General features: G+C 39.5%; 24 protein-coding genes. 13 read left to right on the top strand and 11 right to left on the bottom strand.

Annotation, left to right across the window (positions count from 1 at the left end; genetic code table 11):
- The first annotated feature begins 36 nt into the window (after positions 1-36).
- The 4 genes from phnC (at position 37) to K3T81_RS09430 (ending at position 4,115) form a co-directional block, all read left to right on the top strand.
- Entirely contained in the window at positions 37-813 is a 777-nt protein-coding gene (phnC, locus tag K3T81_RS09445; protein ID WP_106895712.1) for a phosphonate ABC transporter ATP-binding protein, read from the top strand.
- Positions 810-1,625, top strand: coding sequence for a phosphonate ABC transporter, permease protein PhnE (gene phnE / locus K3T81_RS09440; protein ID WP_106895711.1), 816 nt, complete (start codon positions 810-812; stop codon positions 1,623-1,625). The genes phnC and phnE (K3T81_RS09440) overlap by 4 nt, the downstream gene beginning before the upstream one ends.
- Positions 1,625-2,425 (top strand): phosphonate ABC transporter, permease protein PhnE, encoded by an 801-nt coding sequence (phnE, locus tag K3T81_RS09435; protein WP_161464725.1) that lies wholly within the window; start codon positions 1,625-1,627, stop codon positions 2,423-2,425. Before phnE (K3T81_RS09440) ends, phnE (K3T81_RS09435) begins: the two co-directional genes overlap by 1 nt.
- A gap of 112 nt (positions 2,426-2,537) precedes the next feature.
- Positions 2,538-4,115: a bifunctional metallophosphatase/5'-nucleotidase gene (locus K3T81_RS09430; protein ID WP_275949827.1), complete on the top strand. Its 1,578-nt coding sequence runs from the start codon at positions 2,538-2,540 to the stop codon at positions 4,113-4,115.
- A gap of 54 nt (positions 4,116-4,169) precedes the next feature.
- On the opposite strand, the gene K3T81_RS09425 is transcribed toward K3T81_RS09430, so the two are convergent.
- From K3T81_RS09425 to K3T81_RS09405, 5 genes are all read right to left on the bottom strand, one after another.
- The gene (locus K3T81_RS09425; RefSeq protein ID WP_238019575.1) at positions 4,170-4,721 is read right to left on the bottom strand and encodes a PepSY domain-containing protein; all 552 of its coding nucleotides are present in this window, start codon (positions 4,719-4,721) and stop codon (positions 4,170-4,172) included.
- 192 nt (positions 4,722-4,913) lie between these two features.
- Positions 4,914-5,537, bottom strand: a complete 624-nt coding sequence (locus K3T81_RS09420) for a PepSY domain-containing protein (protein ID WP_238019574.1) — start codon at positions 5,535-5,537, stop codon at positions 4,914-4,916.
- A gap of 70 nt (positions 5,538-5,607) precedes the next feature.
- Positions 5,608-6,960, bottom strand: a complete 1,353-nt coding sequence (locus tag K3T81_RS09415) for a HAMP domain-containing sensor histidine kinase (RefSeq protein ID WP_238019572.1) — start codon at positions 6,958-6,960, stop codon at positions 5,608-5,610.
- Positions 6,957-7,649 carry a response regulator transcription factor gene (locus K3T81_RS09410; RefSeq protein WP_238019570.1) on the bottom strand — a complete coding sequence of 231 codons (693 nt, stop codon included), beginning with the start codon at positions 7,647-7,649 and terminating at the stop codon, positions 6,957-6,959. Before K3T81_RS09410 ends, K3T81_RS09415 begins: the two co-directional genes overlap by 4 nt.
- Before the next feature lie 55 nt (positions 7,650-7,704).
- Positions 7,705-8,271 (bottom strand): GNAT family N-acetyltransferase, encoded by a 567-nt coding sequence (locus tag K3T81_RS09405; RefSeq protein ID WP_161464503.1) that lies wholly within the window; start codon positions 8,269-8,271, stop codon positions 7,705-7,707.
- Positions 8,272-8,510: 239 nt separating this feature from the next.
- Between K3T81_RS09405 and K3T81_RS09400 the strand changes: the two genes are divergently transcribed.
- On the top strand, positions 8,511-9,137 hold the full coding sequence (locus tag K3T81_RS09400; RefSeq protein WP_238019568.1) for a VOC family protein: 627 nt from the start codon (positions 8,511-8,513) through the stop codon (positions 9,135-9,137).
- A 57-nt stretch (positions 9,138-9,194) separates the two neighbouring features.
- Here K3T81_RS09400 and K3T81_RS09395 read toward each other — a convergent pair whose 3' ends face one another.
- Complete coding sequence (locus K3T81_RS09395) at positions 9,195-9,515, bottom strand: thioredoxin family protein (protein ID WP_036577142.1); 321 nt, start codon at positions 9,513-9,515, stop codon at positions 9,195-9,197.
- A 58-nt stretch (positions 9,516-9,573) separates the two neighbouring features.
- Positions 9,574-10,401, bottom strand: a complete 828-nt coding sequence (locus K3T81_RS09390; protein WP_238019566.1) for a DUF368 domain-containing protein — start codon at positions 10,399-10,401, stop codon at positions 9,574-9,576.
- Between the two features lie 161 nt (positions 10,402-10,562).
- On the opposite strand from K3T81_RS09390, the gene K3T81_RS09385 reads away from it, so the two are divergent.
- Positions 10,563-10,907: a PadR family transcriptional regulator gene (locus tag K3T81_RS09385; protein WP_036577140.1), complete on the top strand. Its 345-nt coding sequence runs from the start codon at positions 10,563-10,565 to the stop codon at positions 10,905-10,907.
- Complete coding sequence (locus K3T81_RS09380) at positions 10,894-11,580, top strand: DUF1129 family protein (protein ID WP_238019565.1); 687 nt, start codon at positions 10,894-10,896, stop codon at positions 11,578-11,580. Before K3T81_RS09385 ends, K3T81_RS09380 begins: the two co-directional genes overlap by 14 nt.
- Positions 11,581-11,740: 160 nt before the next feature.
- On the opposite strand, the gene K3T81_RS09375 is transcribed toward K3T81_RS09380, so the two are convergent.
- Together K3T81_RS09375 and K3T81_RS09370 are read right to left on the bottom strand one after the other, a co-directional pair.
- Positions 11,741-12,904, bottom strand: coding sequence for a CapA family protein (locus tag K3T81_RS09375; RefSeq protein WP_238019564.1), 1,164 nt, complete (start codon positions 12,902-12,904; stop codon positions 11,741-11,743).
- A gap of 213 nt (positions 12,905-13,117) precedes the next feature.
- Complete coding sequence (locus tag K3T81_RS09370; RefSeq protein ID WP_238019563.1) at positions 13,118-14,269, bottom strand: thiolase family protein; 1,152 nt, start codon at positions 14,267-14,269, stop codon at positions 13,118-13,120.
- A gap of 166 nt (positions 14,270-14,435) precedes the next feature.
- Here K3T81_RS09370 and K3T81_RS09365 point away from each other — a divergent pair, with 166 nt between their 5' ends.
- The 6 genes from K3T81_RS09365 to K3T81_RS09340 all read left to right on the top strand — a co-directional run bounded on the left by K3T81_RS09365 (position 14,436) and on the right by K3T81_RS09340 (position 18,815).
- Positions 14,436-15,158 carry a 3-ketoacyl-ACP reductase gene (locus tag K3T81_RS09365; RefSeq protein WP_238019562.1) on the top strand — a complete coding sequence of 241 codons (723 nt, stop codon included), beginning with the start codon at positions 14,436-14,438 and terminating at the stop codon, positions 15,156-15,158.
- 161 nt (positions 15,159-15,319) lie between these two features.
- Entirely contained in the window at positions 15,320-15,478 is a 159-nt protein-coding gene (locus K3T81_RS09360; protein ID WP_081779442.1) for a YfhE family protein, read from the top strand.
- 136 nt (positions 15,479-15,614) lie between these two features.
- Positions 15,615-16,541 (top strand): ABC transporter ATP-binding protein, encoded by a 927-nt coding sequence (locus K3T81_RS09355; RefSeq protein WP_238019561.1) that lies wholly within the window; start codon positions 15,615-15,617, stop codon positions 16,539-16,541.
- Positions 16,534-17,496: an ABC transporter permease gene (locus K3T81_RS09350; RefSeq protein ID WP_238019560.1), complete on the top strand. Its 963-nt coding sequence runs from the start codon at positions 16,534-16,536 to the stop codon at positions 17,494-17,496. Before K3T81_RS09355 ends, K3T81_RS09350 begins: the two co-directional genes overlap by 8 nt.
- A 125-nt stretch (positions 17,497-17,621) precedes the next feature.
- Complete coding sequence (locus K3T81_RS09345; RefSeq protein ID WP_106895694.1) at positions 17,622-17,801, top strand: hypothetical protein; 180 nt, start codon at positions 17,622-17,624, stop codon at positions 17,799-17,801.
- Between the two features lie 150 nt (positions 17,802-17,951).
- Positions 17,952-18,815, top strand: coding sequence for a dimethylarginine dimethylaminohydrolase family protein (locus K3T81_RS09340; RefSeq protein WP_238019558.1), 864 nt, complete (start codon positions 17,952-17,954; stop codon positions 18,813-18,815).
- A 164-nt stretch (positions 18,816-18,979) separates the two neighbouring features.
- On the opposite strand, the gene K3T81_RS09335 is transcribed toward K3T81_RS09340, so the two are convergent.
- A complete protein-coding gene (locus K3T81_RS09335) occupies positions 18,980-19,252 on the bottom strand; it encodes a YkvA family protein (RefSeq protein WP_161465484.1) in 273 nt (90 codons plus the stop codon).
- A 222-nt stretch (positions 19,253-19,474) separates the two neighbouring features.
- On the bottom strand, positions 19,475-20,188 hold the full coding sequence (gene treR, locus K3T81_RS09330; RefSeq protein ID WP_238019556.1) for a trehalose operon repressor: 714 nt from the start codon (positions 20,186-20,188) through the stop codon (positions 19,475-19,477).
- Positions 20,189-20,195: the final 7 nt, after the last annotated feature.

Genomic DNA, 20,195 nt, shown 5'->3' with positions numbered 1-20,195 from the left:
GACAAAACTAAGGCTGTAATGGAGGAAGTACATATAATGATTCAATTTAAGGATGTCGGTCTTGTTTACCCTAACGGTACAGAAGGACTAAAAAATGTAAATGTAACCATCAATGATGGAGAATTTGTCGTTATAGTAGGCTTATCAGGTGCTGGTAAGTCAACCTTTATCCGTAGTATTAATCGTCTGGTCACCCCAACTAAAGGCTCGCTATTAGTTGATAATGAAGATATTCTTTCATATCGAAGTGGAGAATTGCGTAAACTGCGTACAAAAGTAGGTATGATCTTTCAGAATTATAATTTGGTAAAGCGTAGCAATGTGCTTAAGAACGTACTCGCGGGACGTCTTGGACACACAGGAACATTGCGTTCAATTTTAAACCTTTATAAAAAAGAAGATGTTGGACTCGCCTACGAGAGTCTGCAGCGGGTGAATATTTCAGAGAAAATTTACAATCGCGCTGACGAACTAAGTGGCGGGCAACAACAGCGTGTCAGTATAGCGCGTGTACTCACACAAAAACCAGGCTATATACTGGCAGATGAGCCTGTGGCTTCTTTAGATCCACCAACATCACATCAGGTAATGTCCTATTTAAAAAAGATTAACAAAGAGGATAACATCACTACCATCGTAAACCTTCATTTCATCGATATGGCAATGGAATATGCAGACCGCATTATTGGAATGCGTGCAGGCGAAGTAGTATTTGATGGACCAGTTTCTGAAGTGAATGAAAAGACTTTTGAAGAAATTTATGGCCGTTCGATACGTGAGGATGACTTGCGTGGGGGGGCGGATGAATCGTGACCAACCAATCAAAGGATGTAGTGAAAGGTAAAACACCTTCATTGTATCCTGTTAAGACAAAAGCACAAGTTTCCATTATTTTTATCGTAATTTTGGGATTTTACTTTTTTAGTATGTTTTGGACCCAACGTGAAATGGTTGGCGGTTTTGGAGACTCACTTGGCAATATGTTTACGGTTATAGGGAAATTTTTCCCACCTAATTTAAGTGTCATTCCCGCTATTTTGGAGCCAATGGCACAAACGATCCAAATGGCAATCGTCGCGACGACTTGCGCTGCGATTCTAACCGTTCCTTTAGCCCTTATGTCTGCCCAAAACATCACCACATTTAAACCATTATATTATGCAACACGAACGTTGATGAATATTTTACGTACGATACCAGATCTCGTCCTAGCAGTAATTTTCGTTGGGTTGTTTGGTATTGGAGTACTACCTGGGATTTTAGCACTTTTCATTTTCTCATTAGGAATTCTCGCTAAGCTTATTAGTGAGACCATTGAATCTGTCGATATGAATCCATTAGAAGCAATGCGGGCTTCAGGAGGTAACGTCTTCCAAGTTATCTTCTTTGGACTGGTTCCACAGGTGCTTCCGCAATTCACATCATTTGTGCTTTATGTTTTTGAAATAAACATACGTGCCTCTGTCGTTCTTGGACTGGTTGGAGCTGGAGGGATTGGACTTGTTTTAAACCAACAACTCGGTTTCTACAACTACCAAAATGCGATGGCAATTATTGTTTTAATCTTTGTCGTTGTCATTGTCATTGAATATATCAGCAACAAGCTAAGGGAGGCACTAATTTAATGAAATCCTACACACTACCTCCAAAGCCAGAAAAATCGTTGTTTAAAAAATTAAAAGCTATTCTTATAGTAGTCATTCTTGCTGCGATCTATGTATGGACTTTTCTTGGGATTGACATTGACTGGGCAAGAGCAATAGACCGTATTGCAAACAACTTTGCGCGTGTTATACCAAACTTATTTAGTCCGGATTGGTCAGCAACAGCTGACGTTTCTTTAAGCATACTGGAAACTGTTTTAATTGCGTTTGCCGGTTCTTTAATGGCCGCGATACTTGCTATCCCATTAGGCTTCTTAGCTGCACAAAACATGACAGGAAGCCGAATTCTTACCACGATAGGAAAATGGATCTTGTCAGCAGTACGTGCTTTCCCGGATATTATTCTAGCTATCCTGTTTGTAGTAGCAGTAGGACCCAATGCATTTGCCGGGGTTTTAGCTATCGCCATTGGTTCAACAGGTATGCTCGGTAAGCTCTACTCAGAAGTCATTGAATCGATTGATATGAAAGTTGTCGAAGCAATGGAAGCGAACGGAGCGAATAAGATTCAAATACTCTTCTATGCGGTCATTCCGCAGATTATACCGGAATTTCTTTCCTATGCGATTTACCGTTTTGAAGTTGACATCCGTGCCTCTTCCATCCTCGGTATCGTAGGTGCTGGCGGTATTGGTACAATGATTATTTTCGCTGCGAATAACCGTAATTGGAATGAAATGGGTCTAATTCTTCTCGCAATAATTATTGTTGTAACAATCATCGACTTTATATCTGCCCGTATACGTCGTAAAATCGTATAATAAAGGGTGATACGTATGTCATGTCCCGCAGGTATAGCCTGTGGGACTTTCCTTATGTCTCAGGACACTAATCACCAGGAGCCATGACCCTATGTAGAAAGGATGCATTACTTTGAAAAAACACGAAGAAGCTTCACTCACACTATTATATACAAGTGACGTGCATGGAAATGCCATGCCACTCTCATACGCTACAAATGAGCACTCTGATAGCGGGCTAGCTAAGTATGCCACTGCTGTTAAACAGGTACGAAAGGAAAAAGACTATGTTCTCGTGCTTGATAATGGCGATTTAATCCAGGGAACACCATTTATGACCCATTATGTTAAGCAGCATAGGCATACTGAAAATCCAATGATCACGATTATGAACCAAATCGGGATTGATGGTGCAGTAATTGGAAATCACGAGTTCAATTTTGGCAGTGATGTATTATCTGATGCTGTGGAACAATCTCATTTCCCTTGGCTCTCAGCTAATATCGTCGATACCGTCACAAATGAGCCGAAATATGGCCCTGCTTATATTATGAAAACATTACCGAACGGTATTAAAGTTGCTATTACCGGAGTAACTACTCATTACATTCCAAACTGGGAATCACCGGAGCATATAGAGGGTCTGTATTTTGCAGATGCCTATGAAACGTTAAAAAAATGGACAACTTATATTCGTCAAACAGAAGAGCCAGATATTCTTATCGCTTCCTATCATGGAGGATTTGAACGTGATCTAGAGACCGGACATGAAACAGAAGCCCTTACAGGGGAAAACCAAGGATACAGAATGTGTGACATAGAGGGAATTGATGTCCTGCTGACTGGCCACCAGCATCGAAAGCTTACTGGAAAAGTAAATGATGTGCTTGTAATCCAGCCAGGTAATAATGGAACGTTATATGGAGAAATAAACCTTTCCTTGTCTAACGCCTCAGGAAAGTGGATAATCACAGAAAAAGAAGCCCACCTTCGTGATCTCACCTCCGTCCCTGCCGATAACGAGGCTTTACAAGCAATAGAGGCTTTGGAAGCTTCGACTCAAAATTGGCTAGATGAACCAATCGGTTTTATTAAAGGTGATATGATAATTCGTGATCCATTCCAAGTGCGAATTGCCAAGCACCCCTTCATTGAATTCATACAGAAGGTACAAATGGAGGAAAGCGGTGTTGATATCTCTGTTACTTCATTACTTAATAACACATCTAAAGGCTTTTCATCTTCTGTCACAATGCGGGATGTCGTATCTAACTATATGTATCCAAATACGCTTGTAGTGCTCGAGCTTACAGGAGAAGACATAAAGAAGGCCTTAGAAAAGAGTGCAGAGTATTTCACGCTAATTGATGGAGATATTGCTGTTAACCCTGCGTTTGAAACTCCTAAGCCACAACATTATAACTATGATATGTGGGAAGGTATCCAGTACTCTATCTCAGTAAATGAGCCTGTAGGAAATAGAGTTAAAGACATTTCCTATCATGGCAAACCAATAGCTTATGACGAAAGCTATCATGTTGTACTTAATAACTATCGAGCCACTGGTGGGGGTAATTATGATATGTTTAAAGAAAAGCCTGTAGTAAGAGAAATCCAAAAGGATGCTGTGGAAATTATTCGTTCTTATTTTGAACGACACAAAACCGTAAAAGCTACCGCTACCCCTAATTTTGAAGTGAAAGCGAAGTAATGATAACGCAGAAAGCAAAAAGGCGGGCTATATGCCCGCTTTTCACCTTTCATACTAGTCATCATCATCTTCTGTATCGATATCCATTTCAAGAATGTCGCCTGTTACAGCATCAATGTCAAAATCCGCTTCCTTTTTATCTTTAACCAACTCTATTTCATATACAACTCTTCCATCATCTTCATCAAGTTCTACTTCGCGAACTTCCCCATCAAATTCCTTTTTAGCAATGTCTGTAGCTTTCTTTTCGCTAATTAAGTCATCTGTCTTAGCGACTGTATTTTCTTTCTCATTGTCATCAAAATCATCATCTGCGTCTACCGCTTCTGACGTTTCTTTTAGTACCTCTCCTGTATCTGCATCGAGCTTAAGATCGGTTTCCGTATCCCCATCTCTCACTTCGACCTCATATACTTTCTTTGTTCCCTCTTTATCAAGCTCTAGTTCGGTAATAGTCCCCGGATATTGTTCCGACACCATTTGTTGGATATTATCTGTGTTTAACTTCGTTTCTTTAGCGTCTGCACTTGAATGGTAAACACCAAGTCCCAATACTGTTGCACCTACCATTGAACCGATTATCAAACCTAATTTTTTATTCATCATCTTTGTTCCTCCTTTTTATTGATACTTATATAATAGCCGCCTCCCATGAAAAGACAGTGTGGATAACATTAGAATTTGATGAGAAAAAATCAAAAGCTCAAAGCACACGTTTTTTAGGAAGGCCGTTTAAGAACCTCCCCGGGATCCTATAAACCCATCAAAAAAAGCTGCCACCCAGCAGCTTTGCACAAATTAGTCATCATCGACTTCGATATTTTGATAAAGGATCTCCCCTGTAAAAGCATCGATCTCTAATTCCGCTTCTTCGTTTCCATTAATAATTTTAATTTCATAAAGATACCTGCCATCATCTTCATCCAATTCAGCTTCATCAATTCTACCAGGGAAACGTTCTAATGCAATTTCTTTCGCTTCACTCAAACTGACGGTCACGTCCTCTTCAGTATGCTTCGTTTCTCCCTCTTCATCGTCTTCTTGGCCTTTTTCACTGCCATTGTCTTGCTCTTCAGTCGTTGCATTATCAGATCCCTTGCCTGGATCTGTATATTTATTTGCATCTGCATTGGTTTCTGTACGTTTTTCCGTCATCTCTAGTCCTTTTACTTCGCCTGTGTTTGCATCAACCTTAATTATATATTTATTTCCCTCATGATCTACAACAGCTTCATAAAAGCCTTCCTTTTCATTCAGCTGTGGTTCACTCACTTTTCCAGGATATTGGGTCGTGATCACCTGCTTTATGTCTTTCTTTGAGTAGTCATGGCTTGCAGAACTGGCAAAAGAATGATAAATCCCAAATCCAATCAGCACTAGCACAACAAGCCCAACTGTCATCATAACAGTCTTTTTTTTCATCGGACTCTCCTCCCAACTACTTTGAGTGTAATAGCTCATACTTTGAAAAATTGGTGAGTAAGATTAGAATTCAATGAGAAAGTGGCAGGGTAAGTAAAAAACTTGTCCCTTTACCTAGTTTACTACTAACCGTGAGTTCTCCATGATGAGCCTCCGTGATGGATTTTGCTATTGCCAGGCCTAGACCTGTTCCACCCGTATCTCTATTCCTCGCCTTATCTACCCGGTAAAAGCGATCAAATATCCGGCTTTGATCCTTCTGGCTTATTCCTTTTCCGTAATCCTTTACTTTAAGGTCGATTACCGTATCTCTACCTGATAACTCCACTTCAATCTCTCCTTGACTATACTTCAAAGCGTTATCTATTAATATATAAACAACCTGTTGTAGTTGATCAGGTAGTCCTTGAACAATACATTCTTCACTTTCCTGTTTGAATTGGATTTCTCGATCATAAGCTTTTTGAAAGGTTAGGACAGTCTGTTCCACAAGCGGAGTTAGATTCACGTTTTCTTTCTCCCTATCCTGCTTATTTTTAGCTAATGAAAGCATCTGCTCCACTAGCTTTTGCATTCGATCTGCCTCAGAATCAATTGCTTCTAATGATTCCTTAACAAGCTCCTGATCTCCGGTTCCCCTCCGCTTTAATAATTGGGCATAGCTTTTCACAATCGAAATTGGAGTTTTTAATTCGTGCGAGGCATCCGAGACAAAGACTTCCTGTTTTTCATAGGATTCTTTTAGGAAATCAATCATTTCGTTAAAGGTCATTTCCATTTCGTATAATTCATCCTTTGAACGAGATTCCACATATATTTTTTTCCAGGATGTTTGTTGCATATTCTCGCGCATTGCATAGATTAGTGCCTTGATCGGTTTCAATAAAAACCTGCTGAGTACGTTTCCAGCAATAATTATAGGAATAAGCATAATAATTGAAGCTGCCATTAAAACAAAAAATAGTGTTTGCATTGTCTCTTCAAGAGGGGTTAACTGACTAGAAACCTCTATTGTAACGACCTCATTTGCATGGCTTCCATTACTCCAAATGATGGGCTTTGAAATCACTGCGACGTCTGGGGCATCTTCAGGAGAGATGATTTCCTGTTTCTCCGTCTCCATAAAAACAGGGTCACGAAAGGTATAGGTATCATTTAACTCGGTAAGAAATGTCGTCCCCTGTTGATCAATGACCCGTATCATCCCGTTCTGCGGTAAATATGCTTTCATAAATTCATTGGTAGCAGTTGCTGGATCATTGTTTACCGCCTCTATAATGGTGGAGGTTTGTTCAGCTAATTGCTCTAGTTGGCTGTCTGTGGAAATCTTATAGAAAAGGAAATAGATCGCTGTGTTAACAAGTAAAACAAGAAGAAGGATGAAAATACTGGAAAACAATTGAATTTTTGTCCGAAGCTTCATTTGGACCGATCCTTTACCGTATAGCCAACGCCCCGAACTGTCTGGATATAAGCCTCGTCATAGCCTTTATCTATTTTTTGTCTAAGGTAACGAATATAAACATCGACTACATTTGTATCTCCATAGTAATCAAATCCCCATACTTGCTCGATAAGTTGCTCTCTTGTTAACACGATGTTTTTATTTTTTAGAAGACAAACAAGTAAGTCAAATTCACGTGGTGTTAAATCAATACTCATTTCCTGTCGCTTCACTTCTCTACTCCCCATATTCACAGTAAGATCACCGACTTTAAGTAACTCTCCGCTATTGTTTTGGCTTATTGTAGTTCGTAAATGTACTCGGATACGGGCAAGTAATTCCTCAATCTGGAAGGGTTTTGTAATATAGTCATTTGCACCGATATCAAGACCGCTAACTTTATCGTGTACTTCATCTCTAGCCGTTAACAGAATAATCGGCATCGTCTCTCCTGACTTCCGCACTTTTCGTAATACTTCTAACCCGCTCAGTTTTGGCAGCATGATATCAAGTAAGACCAAGTCCCATCGCTCTTCCTCAATCTTTTCTAATGCTTCCTTTCCATCCGTAGCAATTCCTGTTACATAGTCTTCATACTCCAGCTCTAGCTGGAGCACTCTGCTTAGCTTTTGTTCATCTTCTACAATTAAGATTTTAGGCTGCGTCATTGCTTTCACCAGCTTTCAAGTTGGATTCTAGAAAAAGGGCTGTTATATCCTCTGTCTATTTTGTCTTAGCGTAAATACATGTATTCCGTAGTTCCTCGCCATCCACCGCTTTATCCTCACTATTTAATATTCCTTCCAACTGAAAGTGAAGTCTCTCTGGAACAGCACTACTCTGCTTATTTAGTTCATCACAGCGTATTTCTATACGATTAGCTTGCAGCTCCTGGAAGGCAAAATCCGTAAGGGCACTTACCGCCTCCGTCATATATCCATTGCCGCAATATCTCGTGTCTAACCAATAACCTATTTCAAACTTCCGAATATCCCAGTTCGGACGATGGTAGCCAGTTGATCCAATTAACGTATTGGTGTCCTTTAAAAAGATGTGCATCCGCATGTCTTCACGTTTGAGGAAATTAATATGCGCCTCTCTAACATTAATTTCTGTTTCCTCTAAAGTCTGTTCCCCTTGAGCAAACGGCAACCATTTTTTTAGCTCAGGTTTACTTGCCTGGATTGCTTCAAAAACGCTCTGCCCATCCCCTGGCTGAGGTATTCTGATCAGGAGTCTTTCTGTTGTTATTTCCTGTGGAAAATCAATAAGCAATGGATGTTTATTCAAGAAGTCCCTCTCCCTTACAAATGAAGTTTTTTCTATTATACTAGATTTATGAAAATTAGAAACATATAAAGTAAAACTTCAATTAGTGGGGGTTTTCATTCTTCCCCCACTAATTGTTAGTTGAACGAATCAGGGTGCTAACGGCCGTTTATTCCCACTAAAAACTAACTGACTGTTTCACCTCATGTTTTAAAAGGGAGTCTTACGGACGGTTGCACCGGGATAAAGGAGGAACTACCTTGTTAGCCATCGACCATATTGTCATTACAGCCCATGATCCAAAGAAAGCCGCAGAGGAATTTGGAGCAAAACACGGAGTAACCGTAGTAAAAGGAGGAGAACACGAACAGTGGGGAACACATAATTATCTCAGCTATTTTGCTAATAACTGCTATCTCGAATGGATCGGTTTATTTGATAAGCAACTCGCCTCCCAATCTAACAACCCACTTATCAAGCAGGTAGTTAAAGCATTGGGGGAAAACGAGGAAAAACCAATACAGTATGCTTTACGTACGGAAGATATGGAACAATTTGAAGCGGATTTTAAAAGGGATGAGATCCCCTATCATGGCCCAGTTAATGCTGGAAGAACAAAGCCAGATGGAACGGCGCTTTCTTGGAAAATGCTCTTCCCTGAGCCTGCTGCCAAACTTCCCTTTCTAATCGAATGGGAAAGTACAAATATACCAGCTGATACGGTATTAGTTAATGAAAAGGAACTTACTCAATTGGAAATTCCATCCCATTATCAAGCAGATGTAGAGAAGGCATTACATCTATCTATATCTAATCATCAATACCAGGCAAAAAACGGGAAAGTTCTATTTCACAGTGAGAAAGCAATCCATTTTACTTTGGATTAATTCTTTGAAGAAAAAAAACGACCAGGCAGTATAAACTGCGGGTCGTTTCATTTTAGCCTAACCTAATTGCTGATGCAAAAACTCCGTAACAGACTCTGGTGATTTTGTATAAGCACTATGCTGATGGGCCTTTTTTTCTCCGTTTTGGAAAATAAGAATACTCGGAATACCCATTACTTCATATTGTTGGGCAATACCTTTTATCTCATCACTGTTAACTTGATACCACTTATAATTATTGAACTCCTCCATCACATCTCCGATGAACATGTCCATTCGTTTGCAATCTGGGCACCAATCTGCAAAAAACTTTACAATGACTGGTTCTTCACTTTGAATAATTTCATTAAATTGCTCTTCTGTTGCCAGATGCTCCATTATATTTCACTCCTTCATAATACATACTTTCAGTATAACGCGTTTTAAGATACTTGTCCTATTGTGTGCTTTCGTCCTTGTACTCCACTCTTCCAAGTATATAAGCCGCAAAAAGACCAGCTGCAAATGTCACAACACTTAGGAGGAATAAAGGCGTTGTGGCAGGTACTCCTGGAAATACTACAAAGATCGAACCTATCACAAGCCCGATAATCAATGCAAAGGTACCTGTCCGAAAACGAGTAAGAAAGTAATTAATAATTTTACTCATAAACACTAGGCCAATAACAATTCCCACCCCTGTTACGGCGATAATATCGAAATGGAGATTGCTAATTGCTCCAATAACGGTTGGATACACACCTAATATAAGGAGCATAAAGGAACCACTAATTCCTGGCAAAATCATCGCACTGCTTGCGATAAAACCAGAAAAGAATAACAAGATATACGTTTTTGTATCCATAGTAGTTATGACTGCTGCCTCTCCGGCATTAAGGAAAATCATGGACCCAACTACAATCACACCCACTAGTAGCAGTAATATGTGGCTCCCTTTAAACTTCTGTTTCGCCTCTGCCTTATGAAACAAATAAGGCAGAATCCCAATTATTAATCCCAGAAAAAAGAACTGTGTTGGCCCTGGATAATGTTCAAACAACCACTCTATTAATTTTGCTAACAGCAATATTGCAGCTGCTACACCTATCCCCAGCGGAATTAAAAAGCCAAGTTGTTTTTTCCAGTCTCTACTCATCAAACCATTAATTGCAGCAATTAATCTGTCATAAATACCAAGTAGAACTGCTATTGTTCCCCCACTTACCCCTGGGATCACATCACTTGCTCCCATCATCATGCCTCGATATATGTTTTTCCACTCCATTTTTAAATCTCCCTTTTGCGTTTCAATTTTCTACATAAAATCATCATATCAAATAAGACTTGCAATTTATAGAAAAAGTTTTATACTTAAGGTAAGCTACTTTGTTAAACAAGGTAGTTATTATTTTAACCTCTATATTGTTATACAAGGTAGGTGGTAAATTGTCATTACGCAGTCAATTATTAAAAGGGATTCTGGAAGGTTGTATTCTTTCCATCATAAACATACAGCCAGCCTATGGCTATGAGCTATCCGTTAAGCTCCAGCAATTTGGCTTGTCTGATGTAAGTGAGGGTTCTATCTATCCAATACTGCTTCGTTTACAAAAAGAAAAACTCATCATTGGCGAAATGCGGGCATCGGAGTCAGGCCCCAAGCGAAAGTACTATAAACTTACAGAAAAAGGACAGGAAGCATTACAATTATTTACCCATCATTGGACATTAATTAAGGGTCCTGTAGACAATATTATTGAGCAAGGGGGAAAAACAGATGGAAGCAACTGAAATTATTGAGCTAAACAATGAAAAACGCACTAGACTAACAGAGCATAATTTAAAGTATTATGAAGACATGCTCCTTTATATCCGTTTGAACGGCAATAAATCTGAACAGCAAACAGAAGAAGTCTTGTTGGAAATGCTTGAGCATCTCTTACAAGCACAAGAGGAAGGAAAAACAGCTGAAGAAGTGTTTGGTGATGATCCTAAGGCGTATTGCAAAGAGGTTGTAGAAGAAATTCCAACGGAGAAGCGGAAGAATCAGGCATCCTTAATCATGATGGTAATCCTGCAATTTCTCGGCTTTTTTGCTGGCTCTTATGGAATTTTAGGCACTGCGCTCCATTATTTCTTTGATATTGGTAGTGCGCTAACGACTTTCTCCATCGGATCTGGACTTGTAATATTGGGTATTGACCTGCTACTGCTCGGGGCTTTTATTTTGGCAATTTTAAAATGGATTAAGCAATCTACCTTCTCCAAAAAGGAGATAAAAAGTTGGGTGGAATTTTTACAGGTATGGGCTATTAGCACTGCTTTTATCGGGCTCATTGTCGTCATCCATTTTGTCATGCCGTCATTTGGTAAGGAAGTTAGCATTCCAACATACTATTTAGCAATTTTGGGCGTGATATTCTACGTTTTGTCTTTTCTTATGAGAAGAAAACAAAACTTTTAAACGAGCAAGTACAAAGTAAAAACTGATCGGTTAGGTAGAGCCCCTGAAGTTATAGTGATATCTAGCTTCAGGGGGTAATCACCATTCAAACCCGCTCGTCTTTTGCAGACTTAAGCCCCCTCAAGCGTATAATGTATCGTTCAGAGGGGGCGTCTCGTTTTTATTCTTCAATAAACTGCAATTCTGGCATCCATTGTGAAAGATGGGCTTTTATAGCTTCATAAGCATTCGAAGCTCCTGCAAGCTCCTTATTAGTTAAATCGAACATCGGCAATACTTGGTAATCCTTAAAATCGGTATAGCTCATAAATGTTGGTAAGAATGCTGGTTCTTCCACTGTGACTTGAGCATCATCACCCTGACTGGTTTTTCTTATAGAAAACTGCAGCATTCCTCCAATTCGCTGGTAATATTCCTGCTGAGAGGATAAGAAGTTCCCCAGCGAATAGGCAACCAAAGTTTGCTTTCCATTTTCCCCTGTTAGCCATTCTACTGGCTGTAATACATGGGGATGGTGACCAATGATGACATCCGCGCCAAGGTCTGCAGTGTACTGTGCTAATTCCTTTTGCTCCTCATTTGGCATGCGTTCATTCTCTGTACCAAAATGGAGACTGACTATAACAGCATCTGCCTTTTCTTTTGCTACCGCCATATCTTCCGCGATTTTCTCCCTATCTATCCTGTTTACAAGGTAATCCTGGCCCACAGGTGTGGGAATACCGTTTGTCCCATAAGTATAAGAAAGGTAAGCAAGGGAAATACCTTCTTCGGTTTCCTGCACGCGAATATGCTTTTGGTCTTCTTCATCTTTATAAGCACCCGTGTACATCATATCGATCGTTTCCCAATGCTCTATTGCTCGCTGAATTGCTTCTTCTCCACGATCCAATGTATGATTATTGGCAAGCGTTACAGCATCGACGCCAACCGCTTTTAATGCATCTCCAACCTCAAAAGGACTGTTAAATTGCGGGTATGTGGACAGGCCAAGTGCTTCCCCACCGATCATCGTTTCCTGGTTTGCAATTGAGACTGTAGGAGCTTGTAAATATTGCTTTACTTGGTGAAGCATCGGTGTAAAATCATAACCACCTTCCGTCTGTGCATCCCGATATACTGGTTCATGGATCAGCATATCCCCAATTGCTGCTACCGTAATACTTGTCTCCATTTTTATATTTTGCTTTTTTTGAATAGCCGAATTATAAGCTATATGATCTTCTGCTGTTTGAACCGACTCTATATTCTGCCCAGCACAACTGACTAGGACTAATAACATCAAAAGCATGATAGGAAAAATACTTATTACTTTATACTTCATTTATTCACCTCTATTAAAATTAAATCCCTCCTTCCCTAGTATACTATTTTTCGGATCTGCTGTACGGAAATCTAGCATTTTTCAGCGTATTTTGTAACATGATGCACATGTTAATAAAGTGCCTTTGCTGTGTTATTTAAAATGAATGTATCTGTTCTATTCTACCTTTCAAGCAAGTTTAGTTTGTTCATTTTCTCAACGCCCTGTTATGCTTTATGATAGCCTCTCAATAATCGTAGCATTCGCCATCCCCATACCTTCACAAACAGCAAGCAATCCGTACCTTCCTTCCATTAGTTCCAGCTCATGCATTAAGGAGACTAATAGTTTTGTTCCTGTAGCTCCTAATGGGTGGCCAAGCGCAATTGCCCCGCCATTCACATTCAATTTCCCAGGGTCTGCCCCCGTTTCCTCCAACCAGGCAAGTGGCACCGATGCAAAGGCTTCATTTACTTCGTAACGATCCATGTCCTCGATAGTCAGACCCGCCCGCTTTAGTACTTTATCTGTAGCAGCGATAGGCCCTGTCAGCATAAAGATAGGGTCAGATCCTACAACGGTGCGGGCAATAATACGTGCTTTAGCTTTGACTTCAAGTTCCTTCGCCTTATCAGCGGACATCAACAAGACAGCACTTGCCCCATCACTCATTTGGCTAGCATTCCCGGCAGTTATTTTTCCATTATCTTTGAATACTGGTTTTAGCTTAGCTAACGCTTCTCTTGTTGTATCTGCTCGAGGGCCTTCATCTATTTTAAACTTATTTATATCCCCATTACTTCCTGCTACTTCAACAGGTAAAATTTCCTTATTAAAATATCCTGACTCCATTGCGTTTAAAGCGTTTTCATGGCTTTGTAAAGAAAAGGAATCAAGTTGTTCTCTTGTGAAGTTCCAATGGTCAGCGATTTTTTCTGCAGATATCCCCTGGTTCACAATGTCATAGTTAGCAGTCAGACTACTACTAGGCTTTGTTTCTCCAATATTAGAAAACATTGGCGCTCGTGACATACTCTCTACACCACCAGCAATCACAACTTCCATGTCACCTGAGGCAATCGCTTGTGAAGCAAAGTGCACAGCCTGCTGACTTGAGCCACATTGTCTATCAATCGTAACACCAGGTACATGGATAGGAAATCCTGCCATTAAAGCAGCGGTACGGGCAATATTTCCTCCTTGCTCTTTTACCTGTGTGACACAACCTAAAATAACATCCTCTATTAAATCCTTGCTAAGGTTTGCTCTAGAAGTCACTTCACTCAACACAGCTGCTGCCAATTCATCAGATCTCACCTGGGCAAGTGAGCCATTTCTTCTTCCTACAGCAGTTCGGCACCCTGACACGATAACAACCTCTCTCATTCCTTTCCCTCCAATCTGTTATACGATTATTATATCTTCCTTACTCGAACTATGAAAGCAAATTTTCAAAACCATCTGAAATATCACGTAAGGCTAATCGGTAATTTTTGAATCTAGCTAAAACAGCAAGTATACTTAACCTAGAACAAAGAAAGGATGATCTTTTGTGGGACAAGTGATTAAAGGAAAAATAGCTTATATTACAGGTGCAGGCAGCGGTATCGGAAGGGCTACAGCACTCGAATTAGCACGTGAGGGAGTCCATGTTGGTTTAATTGCACGGACAAAGAGTAAACTCCATGAAGTAGCAGAAAAGGCTCAACTACATGGTGTAAAAACAAGTATCGCTGTTGCTGATATTTCAAACCAGGAAGAAGTGGATCTAGCTGTTTCTAAGCTTCAAAGAGAACTTGGTACAGCTGACATACTCCTTAACAATGCAGGGATTGGGGCCCACGGAAACATCCTGGAAATGGACCCAGAAACCTGGAAACACACTTTTGAAGTCAATGTCTTTGGGACCTATCATGTTACGCGAGCGGTGTTACCAGGCATGATAGAAAAAAATCAAGGAGACATTATCACCATTTCATCAAGTAATGGCTTAAAGGCAACAGCTGGTTCTACCTCCTATAGTGCTTCTAAATTTGCTATCCAAGGGATGACAGAAGCCTTAATGCAAGAGGTAAGGCGCCATAATATTCGTGTCTTTACTTTGAATCCAAGTCTTGTCGCAACAGAACTTGCCTTTGGTGACAAACTGGATGAACAAAACAAGGAAAAATATATGCAGCCAGAAGATCTAGCGGAATACATGGTGTCCCAGTTGAAATTACATCCTCGTATATTCATCAAACAATCCTTACAATGGGCGACAAACCCATTTTAAAACAAGCTTAAACAGATCCCAATAAGAGGACTCCAGTACTGTTTATTTTCACCAATGCTTCGGTAAGCCAATGCTCTCTAATATATAGATCGTATGTTTATATGTGTGTTTTCTAGGGAAAAGGTTAAAGATAACAATACTTCTAACGAAAGGATGCTAGAATGCGAAATTCACAATACCAACCAACAAAGGACAAACAGCTATCCGATGCACAAGAAGTGCGTTATGCGAAAGAATTTAAGCAAGCAGATATGGCTGGTGGCTACCGAAAGCCCCGCGTGAAAGAAGCGAAAAGAGAAAATCCAAATTTAAAGAAATAATTTCGAGACACCTTGCTGGGAGGCAAGGTGTTTTTTATGCATGACAACACAATAGCCTCGCTTATCTTTAACAAAATAAGTGAAACTATCATTATACTAATTCGTATTACTGTATAACAGAAGGAGGGATGGTTTGATGTCAAATGTAGCAATGGAGTTACAAGATGTCAGAAAATCAATTGGCAAAAAAGAAATTATTAAAGGACTAACTTTCTCCATTTATAAAGGAGAAGTTTTTGGCTTTATCGGACCAAACGGTGCAGGAAAAACAACTACCATCCGGATGATGGTCGGTTTAATGGAATTAAGTCATGGGGATGTTCTCATTCTTGGAAATAGTATAAAGCATGACTTCAAGAATGCCATTCGTGAAGTTGGTGCTATTGTAGAGAACCCTGAAATGTATCCATTTATGACAGGTTGGCAAAACCTAATGCACTATGCACGTATGATACCAGGCATTTCAAAAGAACGTGTACAAGAAGTAATTAAACTGGTGGGGCTTGAAAAACCAATAAAAGAGAAAGTTGGCAAATACTCTCTTGGTATGCGTCAGCGTTTAGGAATCGCACAAGCCTTGCTTCACAGCCCTTCCATTTTAATATTAGACGAGCCTACTAATGGGCTGGACCCAGCAGGAATTCGAGAGATTCGCCAGTACATAAGACGCCTAGCAGCAGAAGAAAATGTTGCAGTCATTATTTCCAGTCATTTACTTTCTGAAATTGAGTTAATGTGTGACAGGATTGGGATTATTAAAAATGGAGAACTGATCGCTACCCAGACTGTGCAGGATACAAATACAGCTGAAACTCAGGATATAATTCAGGTACAAATGCAAGTCTCCCCAATGAATCAGGCAGTTGATGTATTAAAAACAGATCATGCGCTTGAGGCTAAATCAGAGGGTGAGACACTTCTTTTCCAAACTGAAAAAGAAAAAATACCTGAGATTGTTCGCAGTTTTGTCCAAAATGATATAGCTATATACCAGGTAAATTCGTCAAAATCCAGCCTTGAGGATAAATTCTTTGACTTGATTGGAGAGAATACGATTGAATAATTTTTTTAAACTTGTTTACAATGAGCTATTCAAGATCTATATACGAAAATCCACGTGGGCAATGTACATAATCCTTGCTGGGATTATTATTGGCGTAGGTTTTTTGAGTAATATAGATGAATTGAGTTCTAAACAATACAGTGACGATAACTGGAGAGAAACCTTAGAAGAAGAAAACCAGGAACTTACAAAAGAAATGGAGGAAGCAGAAGAAGACGGTATTTTTTATGATATGAATTCTAATATAATTGCGGAAAATAATTATTATCTAGAAAATGATATTCAGCCAGATGGTTATGGCGCCATGCAATTTGTATTAGAAAATCAACTACTACTGTCTCTTGTTAGCTTGCTCACCATAATAATTGCAGCTGGGATTGTTGCTAATGAATTCCGTTGGGGAACAATAAAGCTATTGTTAATTCGTCCGATTACAAGGACCAAGGCATTGCTATCTAAATATGCTGCAGTAATCCTGTTTGCCTTTTTCACCTTGCTGTTTGTGCTGATATTCTCATACATTATTGGTTTAATTTTCTATGGGTTCGGGTCATTCAATCCTCATATGCTGGTAGACGATGGAAATGGACTTGCATACGTCTCCGTTATAAGCGAAATTGTTCCGGCATACGGCTTTAAGCTAGTAAACTTAGTTATGATGGCTACTTTTGCGTTTGCAATCTCAACAATATTCCGTAATAGTGCTCTTGCCATTGGGGTTGCCATATTCCTTATGATGGCAGCGAATCCGATTATGTTATATTTCTCTGATCGAGCATGGGCGAAGTTCATTTTATTTGCTAACACGGACTTAAGTCAATATACTGCTGGGAGCACGCCTTTCATGGAAGGCATGACACTCGGTTTTTCCATAACTGTGTTAATCGTTTATTATCTCCTATTTATGGCTCTATCTTGGGCATTCTTTACAATACGGGATATAGCCGGACAATAAAGTAAACTTCTTACGGACGGTTGCACCGGGGGTGAAAATTTTAATTCACTTTCCTTCAAGAAGTTTAAGTATTAGAATGAACCTATAGTATGTAATAATTTTCCTAAACTTTAGGGGTGTTATACGTGAAACGATATCTAACTGCTTTCTTTCTTGGTATTAGTGCCATTATTCTCATCATTGGACTACGTATTGATGTCCAGTGGAATGGGATTGTTTCCTGGGGGCTCTCTTTTATATGCCTATTATTTGCAGCATATTTCACCAAGTATATCCCAGACGAGAAGAAAAGTAGAAAACCTTAATATGGAAGGAGACTGCCTAATTGCAGTCTCCTTTTTTTATCTCAGTATGAAAAGTGGGAATTTATAGAAGTTCTAAGATTGTTAAGCTGGTTTATAAAATATCCTAGAGGGAAAAGAAATACAAAAAGGATTTTCAACGGGGGATGAAAGATGATGACAAGCATACCAACAAAAGAGCAAACTAACATGATTAGCTGTAATAGTGAATATGATGAACTTCAAAAGGTGGTAGTAGTACCTCCAGAACACATGAAGATCAAAGAAGCTATTAATGAAACACAACGCCACTTTCTAAAAGAAAACATTGATCAGTCTAGAGCTTTACGACAACACCAGCAATTTGTCAATGTGCTAAAGAAAGCAGGTATAGAAGTAATCAGCCTCCATCCCAGTCAAGATCTTAACGAACAGGTTTTCACAAGAGATATCGGCTTTACCATTGGTGATACATTATATGTTTCAAAAATGGAGGAAGCATTACGCAAACCCGAAAAAAGGGTTTTAATAAATTGGCTGGAAACAAACCAGTATAGCTATGAGGATATATTCTCCGATTCTATTGAAGGAGGAGACGTTCTGGTGGATGGACAGGATATTTGGGTTGGGAGGAGTAATCGCACCTCTGATGTGGCAATTCAAACACTAAAAGACCACTTACCGACCTACAACGTGATGCCAATTACATTGGATGATGAAATTCTTCATCTCGACTGTGTTCTAAATATTGTTAGCCCTGATACAGCATTAATTTATTCCAAGGCAGTTGACTCCGTTTCCCGCAAACGATTACGAAAGAAGTATCACTTAATAGAAGTGTCAGACGAAGAACAATTTAACATGGGTCCAAATGTGCTCTCGATTGGCGGAAACCAAGTTATCAGTCTTCCTGAAAATAAACAGGTCAATAAACAATTACGAGAAGCTGGATTCACAGTGCATGAAGTTCCCTTCTCAGAAATCATCAAATCCGGAGGCTCCTTTCGCTGCAGTACCTTACCACTCAAAAGAAAATAAATTAGATAAACTCGCATTCGCTCGTCCTTTAGTGAATGTGAAAGTTTTTCTTATACTTGGAACTTCAAAATTTTCACTACGTTGTCGCTGCTTCCTTGCTAAAATTTTATACATTCCTAACGAGGAAACAAAAAGACACACCGATATCAAATCGGTGTGTCTTTCTATAATGAATGTTTCTCTCTTAATGATGCTGGGGCAGACCTCACCATTCTCTCCAGGATAAACAATACTACTGTGATGTCATCAATGAAGCCCAGACCAAGTATAAAGTCGGGAATAATATCGAAGGGAAATAAAATATAGCCAAGCGCTATTCCTGCATATAAGAACTTCTTGCCCTTACCAACTTGATTGGTTAGGAAAAAGTCCCTGAGAAATGGAATAAACTTCTTAAATTGGAATATAAATTTAAATCGTTTAATAGAGCGAATCATTACTTCACCACCTCTGTATCCAGTTTTCCCTCTTCATACGTAAACCAATCCATTTAAATCTCGCCCACGTAAATGGCAGTTAATATGCCGTTTCCAGTGTAATCCCTAAACAAAACGAAACAGTGGGTGATTAAAGATATCCGCTTGAGCTCAATGGCCTATCATTTCATACAATTGGGTACTAAAAAAACAGTGGTAGAAAACAACCACTGTTTTTTAGTATCACTTTATCCTTCTGGCAAAATCAACGAACCGAAATCGGTCAGGACGATGTCTTGACTCTGTATATTGGAACAGACGGGCATCTTCCAAATAAATAAGACTTTTTATCACAACAACATTGCTAAAGCCTTCTAGATCCAAGAATACTTTATCTTCCTCTGTCGGTTCCTCTACTATAATTTCCTTTTGTGCAAAGCCAATCGTAAGCCCTATCTCTCCCTCAATATATTCGTAAATGGACTCCTCACATATATTGGCGGGAAGCTTTGGCACGATTTCCCCTACAAAATAATCTTTATCAAGAATGACACGAACACCATCGATTGTTCTTACTCGACAAACTTTCCAAGCATCTTCTTGTTCTTCTACTTCTAATAAGGAACGTACCTGGTCTGTTGCAGTAATGTATTCCAAGTTCACAACAGATGTCTTGGTATCCAACTGCAAATTGTTAGCAAGCTCTTTAAAGCTCGTAATCCCTGATACAGGGAAGCTAAGCTTCTTCCTGTCTATCACTATAGATCCCTTACCACGAATCTTCTGTATATATCCATTTTGTGCTAGTAGGTTTAATGCTTTACGAATCGTCTCCCTGGACGTATCGTAAGTTATTGTAAGTTCCTTTTCAGATGGAAGCATCGAAGCTGTTGGCCAAACGTTTGTTTGAATGTTTTTCACTAAATCATGGTAGATCGTTAAATACTTTTTTTGCATTGGATCC

The organism is Oceanobacillus jordanicus (genome assembly GCF_022095695.1).
Classification (GTDB): Bacteria; Bacillota; Bacilli; order Bacillales; family Amphibacillaceae; genus Oceanobacillus_B; species Oceanobacillus_B jordanicus.
Note: the sequence above shows the minus strand (reverse complement) of the source record. Positions and strands in the feature narration are given on the sequence as shown.

What these genes read in the sequence shown, in the direction of transcription:
- K3T81_RS09370 (WP_238019563.1), bottom strand. Translation starts at nt 14,269, where the DNA reads ATGAGAGAGGTTGTTATCGTGTCAGGGTGCCGAACTGCTGTAGGAAGA.
- K3T81_RS09395 (WP_036577142.1), bottom strand. Translation starts at nt 9,515, where the DNA reads ATGGAGCATCTGGCAACAGAAGAGCAATTTAATGAAATTATTCAAAGT.
- K3T81_RS09360 (WP_081779442.1), top strand. Translation starts at nt 15,320, where the DNA reads ATGCGAAATTCACAATACCAACCAACAAAGGACAAACAGCTATCCGAT.
- K3T81_RS09410 (WP_238019570.1), bottom strand. Translation starts at nt 7,649, where the DNA reads ATGACGCAGCCTAAAATCTTAATTGTAGAAGATGAACAAAAGCTAAGC.
- K3T81_RS09420 (WP_238019574.1), bottom strand. Translation starts at nt 5,537, where the DNA reads ATGAAAAAAAAGACTGTTATGATGACAGTTGGGCTTGTTGTGCTAGTG.
- K3T81_RS09380 (WP_238019565.1), top strand. Translation starts at nt 10,894, where the DNA reads ATGGAAGCAACTGAAATTATTGAGCTAAACAATGAAAAACGCACTAGA.
- K3T81_RS09425 (WP_238019575.1), bottom strand. Translation starts at nt 4,721, where the DNA reads ATGATGAATAAAAAATTAGGTTTGATAATCGGTTCAATGGTAGGTGCA.
- K3T81_RS09390 (WP_238019566.1), bottom strand. Translation starts at nt 10,401, where the DNA reads ATGGAGTGGAAAAACATATATCGAGGCATGATGATGGGAGCAAGTGAT.
- phnC (WP_106895712.1), top strand. Translation starts at nt 37, where the DNA reads ATGATTCAATTTAAGGATGTCGGTCTTGTTTACCCTAACGGTACAGAA.
- K3T81_RS09340 (WP_238019558.1), top strand. Translation starts at nt 17,952, where the DNA reads ATGATGACAAGCATACCAACAAAAGAGCAAACTAACATGATTAGCTGT.
- treR (WP_238019556.1), bottom strand. Translation starts at nt 20,188, where the DNA reads ATGCAAAAAAAGTATTTAACGATCTACCATGATTTAGTGAAAAACATT.
- phnE (WP_161464725.1), top strand. Translation starts at nt 1,625, where the DNA reads ATGAAATCCTACACACTACCTCCAAAGCCAGAAAAATCGTTGTTTAAA.
- K3T81_RS09415 (WP_238019572.1), bottom strand. Translation starts at nt 6,960, where the DNA reads ATGAAGCTTCGGACAAAAATTCAATTGTTTTCCAGTATTTTCATCCTT.
- K3T81_RS09355 (WP_238019561.1), top strand. Translation starts at nt 15,615, where the DNA reads ATGTCAAATGTAGCAATGGAGTTACAAGATGTCAGAAAATCAATTGGC.
- K3T81_RS09335 (WP_161465484.1), bottom strand. Translation starts at nt 19,252, where the DNA reads ATGATTCGCTCTATTAAACGATTTAAATTTATATTCCAATTTAAGAAG.
- K3T81_RS09375 (WP_238019564.1), bottom strand. Translation starts at nt 12,904, where the DNA reads ATGAAGTATAAAGTAATAAGTATTTTTCCTATCATGCTTTTGATGTTA.